Raw genomic sequence first — 13,245 nt, forward strand, 5'->3', positions numbered from 1 at the left:
GCCAGGAAAAGTGCGAAGCGCGGGGTGCGGGGAGGGAAGAGCGCGGGGTGCGGGCACCGGGCCGACGGGTCAGCAGCGGGCTCGCGTGGCGCCCGACGCCCCGGTCCCGTAGAACATGCGGGCAGTCTGCGCGTCCGGGCCGTCGAAGATTTCCGTCGCGCACTGGAAATCCCCGCGGGCAAGCCAGAAGCGGAGCCGACGCGCCCGATGCTGCACGAGGTCTACCAGCGGCTGACCACCACGCGTGATGGTGATTGTCTCGCCGTCGTGCGCGCGGTTGATCAGTGCAGGGAGATCCGACTCTGCCTGATGCACAGTGACGTGGGTGCCCATGGCCTGACACTACGGGGAACAGTCCGTGTCATGGCCAGTCCGCCGTGGCTCATCAGATCTCCCGATGCCGCGCTTCGGGGTCCAGGGGGCCTTCCGTAGCCGGCGTGCGCTCGGGGATCCACGGCTCCTCATCCTCGTCGTCCCCATACTCGTCCTCGTCGTCCCTGTACCCGTCGCCTTCATCCTCGTCTTCTTCGCCGTTCACGAGCCGGGACTCGAGGGACTTCGCGAACAGTTCCACGGGGTCGGACTCGACCTCGATGCTGCCGTCGATGTCCTGCCACGGCCCTCCGTCCACGGAGAGCTGCCCGGTGAAGGTCGTGGTCAGGGTGATGTCATACCAGCCCTCGAAGCGGTACTCGGAGGAGATACGTTCCGAGGGGAAGGGCTTACCCGGATCCGACGTCGTGATCGTGTTGCCGTCTCCGAGGTCCCAGTGGAACTGCACCGGCGTGGCCCGGATCCGCACCGGCGTGTCCAGCAGCTCCGTCTCCAGCAGCTGCGGCTCCGCCTCTGTGTACAAGACGTTCACCATGTTGACGGGGAGCCACCCCCGCTCCGGGCCCGCGTGCGCGACGGGCGCCTTGACAGGCAGCTTCGCAAAGTCTTCCGCCGTCACCGTGATCACCACGGGATCGGCCCCGCCGCTCTCGGGCTGACCAGGACGGACGCAGTCCCAGCCAAGATCCGTCACGGTTCCCTTTCTCGAGTTCGTCTGCGTGCCATGGACCGTGCTGCCGTCCCTCGCAGAGTCACCGGTTGCACTTTCGACACCGGTGATCGTGAGGACGTCGTCCCCGCTGACCTGGTAGTTGGTTGATGCTCCGTTGCCCTCCTGGCAGCTGCCGGTCGGGGGCACGCACGAGATGGAGCTGCCGTCCCCCGAGGCGCACTCCAGGTTCCCTGGGTTCTCGATCGTTTCCCAGGTGGTGATGATGTGGGGGAGCTTCCGACCCACCGCCCACGCACCACGACCAGGTGAGCCCGACCCCTGCCGGGCGTCTGACTGCTTCCATGATTTCCATGAATCTACACTTACTTCATTGCCACTTGTTTCACCGCCGAAATCAACCTGGGGCTCCGCCTTGGCTACAGTTGCTCCCGCCCAAACAATGAGAGCTAATATTAGCAGCCAGGCCTTCACCAGTCCACGCCGAACGAAACCATCATTACTTGTGGACATCTTCTCCCCATTCAGCATCCAGCCCGGAAACCACCCATCTTCCAGACTCCCAGTTCATCCCTCCAACTGATATGTACTGAATCTCAGGCACATCGATCTGGTCATCGAAGCTCTCATTCGGGCGCATGTGTGGGGATATCGTGAAGAAGTATCCGATCTCCACTTCATGCATATCTGACTCATGAATGCGGTGCCCCACATCCGTCACCGTGAACTCCGACCAGTACTCGCCGTGCTCCTTGAGCGGCCCGATGGCGGCGTTGAGCTCTGCGCACCCGGTGCAGTTCGGCCCTTCAAGCTCGGGCAGCGCGGAGTCATCGCCGGTCTGGTGCGCCCACATCGACATCGCGATGTAGTACCGGAACGCCTGTACCGCCCCCTCGTCGGTGTGCTCATCCATCCCGGGGTAGTCCGCGGGATCGAGCGGCGGGATATCCGGAGCAGCCTGCGCATCCCCTCCCCCATCGCTCGCGCCGTCGCCGCCGCTCTCGGCGCCGCCGTCGTCGCTCACACCTCCGCCGTCACTGGTCTGAGGCTCGAAGCCGAGGTCCGGCGGCGGTGTGGTGACCGGCCCCTTGCTGCCGTCTCCGCATGCGGCGAGACCAAGGATGAGCATGGCCGATGCTGTGGCGGCGATGAGTCGTCGAGTCATGACTGAAGCTCCCTGAACGTGGCCTGGAACACGGCCACGGTACTCAGGGAGCTCCCGTGCGTCAGCCGATCACTCGAGATTGTGGATAACTTCGGCGCCCCCGGCTCCACCCGGCGGGCTGAGGTCTGTCTCGCCCTGGACGCGGGCGGCGTACTCACCGGAGCCACCGCGACGCCCCAGCGCAGCGGCCCTCACACAGCGCAGATCCGTCGTTTTGTACCAGGTTCTGGAACAGAATGACGGAACGGGTGGTACAGATCGACGGACCGCCGCGGGGTGTGCCCCGGCGCATGCCGCTGGGCGTGCCGAGCCACCTCACCTTGGCGCGCTTTGCACCATTCCTGGCATGCGCGGCCGATCTTGCCTGCAAAAGTGCAAAACGCGTGGGGATGCAGACGGCAGTTCATCCCGGGGCCCCTGACGCCGCCTCAGCCCCGCGCCTCAGCCCAGCGCCCCGCCGCCCGAGCCCCGCGGCTCGCACCCCTCACCCGCGCCGCGCGCCGCCCCATCACGGTCAGCACACCCATCGCCCCGAGCGTCATCAGGGCGAACAGCAGGGACGGGATCGCCGCGAGCAGCACCCCGCCCAGGCCATATCCGCCCATCGGCGCCATCGTGTAGCCCATGAGCAGCTGCACCGCGCTGACCACGGCGACCACCAGCGCGAGCCCCGCCGCGGCGAGGAACACCGGCAGTCCGCGCCGTCCGCGCACGAGCACCCAGGCCACGAGCGTCAACACTGTGACCAGGAAGTTGGTCAGCAGGCTCTGCAGCACGCTGAACACCATCCACGATGTGAAGCCGCTCAGTTGCGAGGCGATCATCCCGATCACGATGTTGCTGCCGAACCCGACGACCACCCGCACGAGCAGCACACCCACCACGGCGGCGCTCGCCCAGCCGCGGTCCGCGACCGGGCGGGCCATCAACCAAACCCCCGCGAGCATCAGCACGGCGCTGATCAGGTGCACGAGCATGCGCAGCCCGGAGCTCATGAACCCGATCTGCGTCACGGTCGCATCCATGGCTCCGTAGTTGAGGAACGTCACCACCGGATACAGCACCACCGCCGCGACACCCAGGCAGAACACGATGATCCCGGCCAGGTCCCGGCTCGAGCTGCCCGCGGGACCACCAGCGCCCGCCCCCGTCGGCCCCCGCCCAGCAGGGGCCGACGGATCCCGATCCGCGACGCGCCACTGCGGTGCAGACGGCCCCGCAGACATCGGTGCGGGCGAGGCCGCGGGATCGGGACCAAGGGGCGGGGTGTTCGTCACCGGAACAGCTCCTCGACGTCGTCATCCATCCAGTCCAGGGTGCGCTCCACGGCCTTCTTCCACAGACGCAGGTACCGCTCACGGGTCTCCTCGTCCATCTGCGGCTCCCAGCGCTTGTCCTCGGACCAGTTGCGGCCGATGTCCTCGATGCCGTCCCAGAAGCCGACCGCCAGGCCCGCCGCATAGGCGGCACCCAGGGCCGTGGTCTCGATGACCTCCGGACGCACCACAGGCACGCCCAGAATATCGGCCTGGAACTGCATGAGCGTCTCGTTCATGACCATGCCGCCATCGACCTTGAGCTCGGTCAACTCCACGCCCACCGACTCGGCGTCCGCCTCGATCGCCTCGACGACCTCCTGCGACTGGAAGGCCGTAGCCTCCAGCACCGCCCGGGCGATGTGGGACTTGTTGTGGAAGCGGGTCATGCCCACCATCGCGCCGCGCGCATCGGACCGCCAGTGCGGGGCGAACAGCCCGGAGAAGGCCGGGACGATGAACAGTCCCCCGCTGTTGTCCACCTGCGTGGCGAGGTCCTCGATCTGCGGGGCATCGGTGATCAGACCCAGGTTGTCCCGCACCCACTGCACGAGCGAACCGGTGACCGCCACGGAGCCCTCGAGGGCGTACGCCGGAGCGGCGTCCCCGAGCTTGTAGGCCACGGTGGTCAGCAGCCCGTTGTCGCTGTGCACAGGCTTGTCACCGGTGTTGACCAGCAGGAAGTTGCCGGTGCCGTACGTATTCTTGCCCATCCCCACCTCGAAGCAGGCCTGCCCCAGCATCGCCGCGTGCTGATCACCCAGGGCCCCTGCGATCGGGGTGTCGATGAGCAGGCCACGCTTGCGACCCTTGCCGTACACCTCGGAGGAGGAACGGATCTCCGGCAGCATCGACATCGGGATCCCCATGTCGGAGGCGATGTCCTCGTTCCAGTCCAGGGTGTCGATGTTCATCAGCAGGGTGCGCGAGGCGTTGGTGACGTCGGTGATGTGCACGCCGCCGTCGGTGCCGCCGGTGAGGTTCCACAGCAGCCACGTGTCGATCGTGCCCATCAGCAGTTCGCCGGCCTCGGCCTTCTCCCGCGCCCCGTCGACGTTGTCGAGGATCCACTTCACCTTGGGGCCGGCGAAGTAGGTGGCCAGCGGCAGGCCCGCGCGGTCCTTGTACTTGTCGGGCCCGTCCTCGCCGGCGAGTTCGTCGCAGATCTTCTGCGTGCGCGTGTCCTGCCAGACGATCGCGTTGTACACCGGCTCGCCGGTGGACTTGTCCCACACCACCGCGGTCTCGCGCTGGTTGGTGATGCCGACGGCGGCCAGCTGGTGGCGGTTGATCTCCGCATCCACCAGCGCCTTACCGACGACAGTTCGGGTGTTCTTCCAGATCTCCTTCGCGTCATGCTCCACCCAGCCGGATCGAGGAAAGATCTGCTCATGCTCTTTCTGGCCGGTGGCGATGATGCGACCGTCATGGTCCACCACGACGGCGCGGGTGGAGGTGGTGCCCTGGTCGATCGCCAGGACGTACATCTCGGACTGCTCGGTCATCGGGACTCCTTCGTCGCATCAGCATCCGTGGTCGTCGCGCCAGCATTCTGCGTCTCCGCACCAGTATCCAGGGCGGCACCCAGCAACTGGGCGGCCTGCTCATCGGTCTGCACAGTTTCCGCCTCGAGACGCGCAGCGACCTTGGCGCGGTAAGCCTCGATCTCGGCGCGCGTGGTCTGCTCATCCCAGCCCAGCTCGGGGCCGATCAGCGCCGCGATCTCCTCGGCCGCGTCCACGCCGCGGTGGCGGGTCTCGTAGTCCAGGCGGGTGCGGCGCTCGAGCACGTCGGCCAGGTGCAGGGCACCCTCGGCGCGCACCGCATACAGCACCTCGGCCCGCAGGTAGCGGGGGGCGTGCTCGAGCGGGAGACCCAGGTTAGGGTCCTCCGCGACCAGGGCCAGGACGTCGGTGAGCAGGTCGCCGTAGCGGAACAGCAGGCGGTCCACGCGGACCTCGTCGAAGCCGTACTCGCGCATCAGGCGCTGCTTGTCCTTCACCAGCGCCGGGTAGCCCTGGGCGCCGATCACGGGGATCGCCCGGGTGAGGCTACGGCGGGCGGGGTCGATGTCCTTGAGCGCGAAGTCCACGACGTCCTCGGCCATCACCCGGTAGGTGGTGTACTTTCCGCCGGCGATCGCGGACAGGCCCGGCTCGACCTCCATCACGGTGTGCTCGCGGGACACCTTCGCGCTGCCGGAGTCGGAGCCCTTGCGGACGGGCTGCAGCAGGGGCCGCAGCCCCGCGTACACGCCGATGACGTCCTCGCGGGTCAGCGGCTCATGGAGCACGGCGTTGGCGTGGTCGAGCACGTAGTCGATATCCGCGCCGGTCGCGGCGACGTCGCGGGGGTCCTGCTCCCACGGGGTGTCGGTGGTGCCGATCACCCAGTACTCGTCCCACGGGATCAGGAACAGCACGGACTTCTCGGTCTGGGTGATGATGCCGGTGTCGGGTGCGGCAGCGATCTTCTCGCGCGGCACCACGATGTGGATGCCCTTGGAAGCCAGGACCTCAAGGCCCATCTCGGCGCCGGCCAGGTCCTGCTGGTCCTGAGTCCACACACCACCGGCGAGGATCGTGGCGCGGGCGTGGATGTCGAACTGATCGCCGCTTTCCTCATCGCGCACGCGAGCGCCCACCACCCGCTCGCCTTCATGCAGGTAGTCGATGACCCGGGTGCGGGAGGCGACGGCCGCGTCGTGCTGCGCGGCGGAGCGCACCAGCATCATCACGAAGCGGGCGTCATCCATCTGCGCGTCGTAGTACTCGAGAGCGCCGACGGCCTTGTCCCCATCCAGGCCGGGGAACACCTCGAGCATCTTGCGGTGCAGCAGGTGGCGGTGGAACGGCACGGCCCGCTTGCGGCCGAGCGACTGCATCGCGTCATACAGCGCCACCCCGGAGCCGATGAAACCGCGGTCGATCACCTTGCGGAAGAAGGGGAAGACGAACTTGACGGGCTTCACCAGATGCGGGGCGGTGCGGGTGAGCAGCAGATCGCGCTCGCGCAGTGCCTCGGCCACCAGGGTGAAGTCCAGCATCTGCAGGTAGCGCAGGCCGCCGTGCATGAGTTTCGAGGAGCGCGAGGAGGTGCCGCTGGCCCAGTCCTCGCTCTCCACGAGGCCGACGTTCAGTCCGCGGGTCGCGGCGTCGAAGGCGGCGCCGGCGCCGTTGACCCCGCCGCCGACCACGAGGACGTCCAGTGGCGCCTCGGCGGTGGCTGCGCGCAGTCGGCCCAGATGCTCAGTGCGGGCGGCGGGGCTGAGGACGGATCGCTGCTGCGTGGACACGGACGCTCCTTCGCTCGACGAGGCGGGATGGCCGTTCGGGGCCGGCACCGCTGAGGACTGGGGCACATGCTGAAGGGATGGTGCATCTGAGCGCAAGCTGCTTGCACGAACGTGCAACACTGGCCGGATGATGCGCCCCTCCCGCTCCGATCAGCTCTACGAGGCTGCACGGATGTACTACGAGGACGATCAGACGATGGAGGCGATCGCCGGGGCGCAGGGCGTCTCCCGCTCCACCGTTTCGCGGATGCTGCGCGATGCGCGCCGCTGCGGAATCGTGCGGATCACCCTGCAGCCCCCGGAGAGCTCCCGACTCGAGGAGCTGGCCGAGCGGATCCGTCGGCGCCATCACGTGGAGGTACGTGTGATCCCCACTGCACCAGGGCAGACCGAGGGGGAACGCCTACGGACCGTGGCGAGCGCCGGCGCCAGGCTGCTGGAGCAGATGCTGCAGCCGGGCATGACCGTCGGCATGGCCTGGGGTACGACAGTGGGCACCCTCGTGGAGCAGCTGAGGCCCCGGCCGTCCTCAGACCTGCGAGTGGTGCAGCTGAACGGGGTGATCAACACGCAGGGCTCGGGCCTGGAATACGTGGGGACCATGTTGGATCGGGTGGGGTCGCTGTGGGAGGCGTCGGTCCACCACTTCCCGGTGCCCACCTTTTTCGAGCAGCCCGAGGCCCGGGAAGCGCTGTGGCGCGAGCGTTCGATCCGTCGGATCCGGGAGCTGCAGAATCAGGTGCAGCTGGCCGTGTTCGGGGTCGGGGCCTTCGAAGCGGACGTCCCCAGCCACGTGTACACCACCGACTATCTCGACGAGGCGGACTGGGCGCAGCTGCGAGAGGACGGCGCCGTGGGTGATGTGTGCACGGTGATGCTGCGGGCCGATGGCAGCTGGCGGGACATCCGGATCAACGAACGCTCCACCGGCCCCACCCCGGAGGCGCTGGCCCGGATCCCGCGGCGACTGCTGGTCGCGGCTGGGCCACGCAAGGCCCGGGCGCTGGGGGCCGCCCTGCGCGCCCGGGTTGCCACGCACCTGGTGGTCGATGAGAGCACCGCGCTGCGGATGCTGGCGCTGCATGAGGACAGGGCCTGATCCTTCGCCCACGCCTCCCTCTCTGCCGCGATCATCATCTCATCACGACGCTTCTGCGTCGCCGAACGGGCTCGCCGCTTGAGAGCACCGCCCCTTGCGCTCAGAGAGCGATTTTCCACGAAATTCATAGAGATCGGAACTCTGAGACGCTACGCTCATGCACATGATCCTGCTGCGCTTCACCGTGCGTAACCACAAGAGCCTCCGCGATGAGGTCACGGTGGACCTCACGCGGACCTCGCTGCGCACCTTGCAGCCGCGCGACGGCAATTGGACGGCGGCCACATACCGCACCTGCGGCATCTTCGGCGGCAACGCCACGGGCAAGTCAGCGCTGCTGGACGCGATGGTCTACGCCTTCTCGGCCATCCGCGACTCCTCGACCTCCTGGCAGGCATCCCGGACCATGCAGAGGGCGCCCTTCCGGCTGGACCCGGCGTCCCGCGAGAAGGCGAGCACCTACGTGCTGGAGTTCGTGCTCGACGGACGTCGGCACGAGTATGGGTTCGAGGTCGATGCTCGCGGGGTAGCCAGGGAGTGGCTGCGGGATGTCCCGTCGTCCCGCTGGAGGATGCGGTTGGAGCGGGACCGTGACGATCGGGTCCTGCGACCGTCGACGCAGGTCACGGACCGGGAGCTGGTGCTGAGTCGCGCCCTGCACTTCCCGCAGTCCCCGCTGCACGATGTGGCACGGCGGCTCGTGGATGAGTTCGACGTGGTGCTCGTCAAGGACTCCTACCGCGAGGCACGCCTGAGCATGATCGCGGACATGCTGGCCAGCGGCGCGATCGACGTCGATGACCTGCAGGCACTCCTGCGCATCGCAGATATCGGGGTCACCGCTGTGCGGATCGAGGAGCAGGATCTGCCGCAGGCCTTCCGGGCTGCTCTCGCACAGTTCCATAGGAGTCTCCGGGCGGCCGATTCCCCCGCCGATGCCGTTGAGGTCGAGCCTGACGCTGAAGACGAGCTGGACTCAGATGATCAGCTCGATGATCCGGTTCTGGAACAGGTGGTCCGCCGGCTGCTGTTCACGCACGCGGGCGCCGACGAGGACTGCCCCCCGTTCTCCATCCAGGATGAGAGCGATGGCACGGTGGCCTGGCTCGCCATCGCCGTTCCGGCGCTGGAGACGCTGCGTCGCGGCGGGTTGCTGGTGGTCGATGAGCTCGACGCGAGCTTGCACCCCCACCTGATGGACCTGCTGCTGGGAGCTTTCGAGGATCAGACGATCAACGAGCACGGCGCCCAGATCATCTTCAGCAGCCACGAGTCCTACGTGCTGTCACCGCTGAGCACCACCGCTCTCGACCCCGAGCAGGTCTGGTTCACCGACAAGAACGCCGACGGTGTCACGGAGCTGACGAGTCTGGCCGAGTTCCATCGCCACCGGGATGCGAACGTCGCCAAGCGCTACCTCACCGGTCGCTACGGCGGAACTCCGCGCCTCGCCCCCAGCCTGCTCTCGGCATTGGTCACCTCGGAGACCTGACCGTGGCTTCGCGACATTCACGACGCACCGCACGCAGGGGCAGGGCACCTCGACGTCCGATGCGCACTCGTATTCTCGTGATGACCGAAGGCACCGTCACGGAACCGGCCTATGTCGAAGGGCTGCAGCAGCATCTGCGCAGCCGCGCGACCACGGCAGACGTACGAGCGGTGAAGGTGGGCAAGGACCCCTTACGCGTGGTCGAGCGCTGCATCGAACACCGTGGTGCGGATCGCCGCAAGGGCACCCCGTATGACCACTACGTATGCCTGGTGGATGTCGATCGTCACGGGACTCTCGAGCGCGCGATCGCTCGCGCTGAGCAGGAGGGAATCCTGCTTCTCATCAGCAATCTGAAGTTCGAGGTCTGGCTGCGCTGGCATGCGTCATCACGCCGTTCCGTGCTGACCTCGCGGCAGCTCGACGCTGAGCTGCAGGCGCTCGGGTTGCTCGCCGGAAAACGGCTCTCCCCACGATTTCCCTTCCCGTCGTGGGAGCAGGCTCATCGCATCGCCCACCAGGCAGATCCTGCACTGACCGCAGGGCGCATGGGGCCGGATCCGTCGACGGCGATGCCTGTCCTCGTAGATCTCATGCGCGGCGAACACCCCGACGCGTAGCTCGTCGATGCGTTCGCTCACCCCTCCGCCGCGGCCAGGTCCAGGCGCTCGGGGTGGGTGTAGACATTCATGCGCCCGTCACCGTCATCGAACGCCCGGGTGAAGCCGACGAGGGTCTGCCCCACCGCCTGGGCGGTGTCCACGGCGAGGGAGCTTGCGGCGGAGACGCAGGCCAGCAGCGGGATCCCCGCCATGTAGGCCTTCTGGGCGATCTCGAAGCTGGCGCGGGAGGAGACCAGCAGGATGTGCTCGCGCAGCGGCAGCATGTCCTTCATGAGCGCCCAGCCGATCACCTTGTCCACGGCGTTGTGTCGGCCCACGTCCTCGCGCACGGCGAGGATCTCACCATCGCGGCTGAGCAGGGCGGCCGCATGCACCCCGCCGGTGCGGGCGAACACGGTCTGCTGCGCGGTGAGATCGGCGGCGGCCTGCAGCAGCGCCCGCGGGTCCACCGCCCAGTCCTGCACGAGCGTGTAGCGGCTCTTGCTCCGCACTGCGTCGATGGACTCCGAGCCGCACACCCCGCAGGCGGAGGTTGTGGTGAAGGCCTTGGTGTGCAGGGGCATCAGCTGCGGCCGGGCGGTGGTGAAGTCCATGACGTTGTACGTGTTGCGGGCGAAGCCGGAGCCGTCCTCCACCACGGCACCGTCGCAGTAGCGGGCCTCGCTGATGTCCTCACGGGAGGCGATGATGCCCTCGCCGTGCAGGAAGCCGTGGATCAGCTCCACGTCGTGCCCGGGGGTGCGCATGGTCAGCGAGAGCTTCTGTCCGTTCAGCCGGATATCCAGCGGCTCTTCGACCGCAACGTGATCACCCTTGCGACCTGCATAGAGCTTCCCGTCCCGCACCCGGATGGTGCGGATGCGCGCCTGCTCGGTGACCCTGCCCATCGTCCCAGGATAGTCGGCGGCCCATCCGCGCAACCGAAGCTGTACACTCACCTATTATGTGAGAAGGCGGCATCTTAACGAGTGAGATCCGCGCCGTCGAACTTGTCCATCGGTCTGTCAACACCCCGGAGCCCGTGATGCCAACTGCCGTAACCGATTCGCCTCGTCGCCGCGCCGTCCTCAAGGGCACCGCCTGGGCCGCCCCCAGCCTCATCATCGCGACCGCCGCGCCCGCCATCGCGGCCTCCCTCCTGGAGTATCGCGACCGCGCCAGCCTGACCTGGCAGTACAACGTCGACACCGGGGTTTTCTCCCTGAGCAACCATGTCACGCAGTTCGGCACCTCTCCCTACGGGTACCAGATCGTCGCGTCCCCTTTCATTGACGGGTCCGTGAGCGAGGACTCTCCGACGACGAACTTCACGGTCTCAGGCCTGCGTATCACCGTGGACATCCCCGCCGCCGCCCTCGACCGGAGATACCTCGGGAACCCCTTCTACTCCGTGCAGGGAAACTGGAAGCTCGATCCGGCCCGCAGCGGCAGGTCGCAAGACCTCACGTCACCGGACGGATACACGCAGGCCTACTTCCACTATGAGTTCATCTATACCGGGCCGACGACGGGGACCACTGTTCCCGATGGGAGGCCTCCCGCGCCGTGGGCTGACACCTACTTCGATACCCGGGTGCGCATGAGCTACGTGGACCCCACGTACGTGCAGTATCTGCGGGTGTCCTACCTCGTGGACAGCGTGACGCTCGCGAACGGCGGGAACGTGCAGACGAACCGTCTCATGAACTTCTGGACAAAGAGGTCGTGACCGGCGGCGGTTCCTGGTCGCATCGGCACCCGCTTCGAGAAGCGCAGCCGGCATAGCGCCATCAGCCCTCCGCTGCGGCACACTGTGCCCATGACCGCTGTGCCCGATGCATCTTCCTCCCCCGCCGTGATCACCGTGCTGCAACCGGACCCCACGGTTCCGCTGGACCGTTTCACGCAGTGGCTGCCCGGCACGCACCGCACGGTGCTGCTGACAACGCAGCCGGTGCCTGCGCTGTCCGACTGCGCCGACGGGATCGTCATCCTCGGCGGGCGCGGGAATGCGATCGACGATGCCACCTCCCCCTTCCTGCCGGCCCTGCGGGAGCTGCTGCGCGCCGCCGTCGACGCGCAAGTGCCCGTGCTGGGAATCTGCCTGGGCCACCAGATCCTCGCGCACACCTTCGGCGGAGAGCTGACCCTCGCCAGCGCCGAACAGGACCAGGAGGGAGCCTTTGCGGTGCAGCTGACCGCGGCCGGGCGCGAGGACCCGGTGCTCGGCGGGCTCGATGACGAATTCTGGACCGCGCAGTCCCACCATGACGCGGTCACGCGCCTGCCCGAGCAGGCACAGCTGCTCGCCACCTCCGCACAATGCCCCATCCAGGCGTTCCACCTCGGCTCCGCCGTCGGCGTGCAGTTCCACCCGGAGGCCTCCCCCGAGCTCATGGCGCGCTGGCGCGAAAACTACGGCGAGAACGCCTCGGCGCTGCTGGCGCAGATGCGGTCGCGCGATGAGCAGATCGCCGCCGCCGGGCGCCACATCGCCGAGGCGTTCGGGCAGGTCGTGCGCGAACGCACGGACCGCTGACCGTCACAGGGGCCGACGGGGGCAGTGCCCCGTCGGCCCCTGACACAACAACTCAGGCGTTCGTCACGGCGGCCGCGAGCAGGTTCAGCGACTCCTCAAGCTGCTCGCTGCTGAACAGCGGGAAGGAGACCTTCTTGAGCAGCTCCTGGTCCGTGACCTTGTCCCAGGAGTAGGTGAGGGTGACGTCGGTGGTGTTCGCGTCTACGGCCTCGAGGGTGTACAGCCACTCCCAGCCGAGCGGCCCCTCCGGGGCAGAGCCGTCCTCCCCCTCGGGCGCCGGCTGCCAGCCGATCATCTTGTTCTCGTCGTAAGCGGTGACGAAGTTGTGGGTGCGGTAGTCGCCGCCCATGTGCTCGCCGTTCATGTTCATCACGAACTTCTCGCCGCTCTTGGTGATCCGCTCGGTGTCATCGGCCGCGCGGACAGTGCCGGAGCCGTCGAACTCGTGGTGGCGCGCCGGCAGGGTAAGGACCTCGAAGATGTCCTTCGCGGGGGCGTCGATCGTGCGGGTGACAGAGATGCTGGTCTCGGTGTTCATCATTCCTCCACCCTGCCGCGCACGGCCCGCGATGTCACGTCCCGCAGGTCAGCCCACCGTCCCGCCGGTAGGTCCCGCCGCGCGATCGGCCCAGTCCAGCGCCACCGGCCCAGTCCAGCGCCACCGGCCCAGTCCAGCGCCACCGGCCCAGCCCCGGCCCGTCGGCCCAGCCCCGGCCCGTCGGCCCAGCCCCGGC

13 protein-coding genes are annotated in these 13,245 nt (G+C 67.7%); 5 read left to right on the plus strand and 8 right to left on the minus strand.

Features of this window, described 5'->3' with window-relative positions; genetic code table 11:
- Window positions 1–69 precede the first annotated feature (69 nt).
- From MU407_RS04875 to MU407_RS04900, 6 genes are all read right to left on the minus strand, one after another.
- Window positions 70–333, minus strand: coding sequence for a hypothetical protein (locus MU407_RS04875; protein WP_246955785.1), 264 nt, complete (start codon window positions 331–333; stop codon window positions 70–72).
- Between the two features lie 52 nt (window positions 334–385).
- Window positions 386–868, minus strand: coding sequence for a PKD domain-containing protein (locus tag MU407_RS04880; protein ID WP_246955787.1), 483 nt, complete (start codon window positions 866–868; stop codon window positions 386–388).
- A gap of 634 nt (window positions 869–1,502) precedes the next feature.
- Window positions 1,503–2,132, minus strand: a complete 630-nt coding sequence (locus MU407_RS04885; protein WP_246955788.1) for a DUF6318 family protein — start codon at window positions 2,130–2,132, stop codon at window positions 1,503–1,505.
- Between the two features lie 464 nt (window positions 2,133–2,596).
- Complete coding sequence (locus MU407_RS04890; protein ID WP_246955789.1) at window positions 2,597–3,445, minus strand: hypothetical protein; 849 nt, start codon at window positions 3,443–3,445, stop codon at window positions 2,597–2,599.
- Entirely contained in the window at window positions 3,442–4,989 is a 1,548-nt protein-coding gene (gene glpK, locus MU407_RS04895) for a glycerol kinase GlpK (RefSeq protein ID WP_246955790.1), read from the minus strand. The genes MU407_RS04890 and glpK overlap by 4 nt, the downstream gene beginning before the upstream one ends.
- On the minus strand, window positions 4,986–6,779 hold the full coding sequence (locus tag MU407_RS04900; protein WP_246955792.1) for a glycerol-3-phosphate dehydrogenase/oxidase: 1,794 nt from the start codon (window positions 6,777–6,779) through the stop codon (window positions 4,986–4,988). The genes glpK and MU407_RS04900 overlap by 4 nt, the downstream gene beginning before the upstream one ends.
- Before the next feature lie 127 nt (window positions 6,780–6,906).
- On the opposite strand from MU407_RS04900, the gene MU407_RS04905 reads away from it, so the two are divergent.
- The 3 genes from MU407_RS04905 (at window position 6,907) to MU407_RS04915 (ending at window position 9,990) form a co-directional block, all read left to right on the plus strand.
- Complete coding sequence (locus MU407_RS04905; protein WP_246955794.1) at window positions 6,907–7,878, plus strand: sugar-binding domain-containing protein; 972 nt, start codon at window positions 6,907–6,909, stop codon at window positions 7,876–7,878.
- Window positions 7,879–8,035: 157 nt separating this feature from the next.
- Complete coding sequence (locus MU407_RS04910; protein ID WP_102235756.1) at window positions 8,036–9,370, plus strand: ATP-binding protein; 1,335 nt, start codon at window positions 8,036–8,038, stop codon at window positions 9,368–9,370.
- Window positions 9,371–9,450: 80 nt separating this feature from the next.
- The gene (locus MU407_RS04915) at window positions 9,451–9,990 is read left to right on the plus strand and encodes an RloB family protein (protein ID WP_246955796.1); all 540 of its coding nucleotides are present in this window, start codon (window positions 9,451–9,453) and stop codon (window positions 9,988–9,990) included.
- 17 nt (window positions 9,991–10,007) lie between these two features.
- Here the strand turns inward: MU407_RS04915 and fdhD are convergent, their stop codons facing one another.
- Entirely contained in the window at window positions 10,008–10,880 is an 873-nt protein-coding gene (gene fdhD, locus MU407_RS04920) for a formate dehydrogenase accessory sulfurtransferase FdhD (protein ID WP_102235754.1), read from the minus strand.
- Window positions 10,881–11,017: 137 nt separating this feature from the next.
- On the opposite strand from fdhD, the gene MU407_RS04925 reads away from it, so the two are divergent.
- Window positions 11,018–11,701, plus strand: coding sequence for a hypothetical protein (locus MU407_RS04925; RefSeq protein ID WP_246955798.1), 684 nt, complete (start codon window positions 11,018–11,020; stop codon window positions 11,699–11,701).
- 90 nt (window positions 11,702–11,791) lie between these two features.
- Window positions 11,792–12,511, plus strand: a complete 720-nt coding sequence (locus tag MU407_RS04930) for a type 1 glutamine amidotransferase (RefSeq protein ID WP_246955800.1) — start codon at window positions 11,792–11,794, stop codon at window positions 12,509–12,511.
- Between the two features lie 52 nt (window positions 12,512–12,563).
- On the opposite strand, the gene MU407_RS04935 is transcribed toward MU407_RS04930, so the two are convergent.
- On the minus strand, window positions 12,564–13,052 hold the full coding sequence (locus MU407_RS04935; protein WP_102235751.1) for an SRPBCC domain-containing protein: 489 nt from the start codon (window positions 13,050–13,052) through the stop codon (window positions 12,564–12,566).
- Window positions 13,053–13,245 lie beyond the last annotated feature (193 nt).

Source organism: Brachybacterium sp. Marseille-Q7125, from assembly GCF_023062615.1.
Lineage (GTDB): Bacteria > Actinomycetota > Actinomycetes > Actinomycetales > Dermabacteraceae > Brachybacterium.

Coding starts and splice junctions, on each gene's coding strand:
- MU407_RS04875 (WP_246955785.1), bottom strand. CDS start 333: ATGGGCACCCACGTCACTGTGCATCAGGCAGAGTCGGATCTCCCTGCA.
- MU407_RS04880 (WP_246955787.1), bottom strand. CDS start 868: ATGGTGAACGTCTTGTACACAGAGGCGGAGCCGCAGCTGCTGGAGACG.
- MU407_RS04885 (WP_246955788.1), bottom strand. CDS start 2,132: ATGCTCATCCTTGGTCTCGCCGCATGCGGAGACGGCAGCAAGGGGCCG.
- glpK (WP_246955790.1), bottom strand. CDS start 4,989: ATGACCGAGCAGTCCGAGATGTACGTCCTGGCGATCGACCAGGGCACC.
- MU407_RS04905 (WP_246955794.1), top strand. CDS start 6,907: ATGATGCGCCCCTCCCGCTCCGATCAGCTCTACGAGGCTGCACGGATG.
- MU407_RS04910 (WP_102235756.1), top strand. CDS start 8,036: ATGCACATGATCCTGCTGCGCTTCACCGTGCGTAACCACAAGAGCCTC.
- MU407_RS04915 (WP_246955796.1), top strand. CDS start 9,451: ATGACCGAAGGCACCGTCACGGAACCGGCCTATGTCGAAGGGCTGCAG.
- fdhD (WP_102235754.1), bottom strand. CDS start 10,880: ATGGGCAGGGTCACCGAGCAGGCGCGCATCCGCACCATCCGGGTGCGG.
- MU407_RS04925 (WP_246955798.1), top strand. CDS start 11,018: ATGCCAACTGCCGTAACCGATTCGCCTCGTCGCCGCGCCGTCCTCAAG.
- MU407_RS04930 (WP_246955800.1), top strand. CDS start 11,792: ATGACCGCTGTGCCCGATGCATCTTCCTCCCCCGCCGTGATCACCGTG.
- MU407_RS04935 (WP_102235751.1), bottom strand. CDS start 13,052: ATGATGAACACCGAGACCAGCATCTCTGTCACCCGCACGATCGACGCC.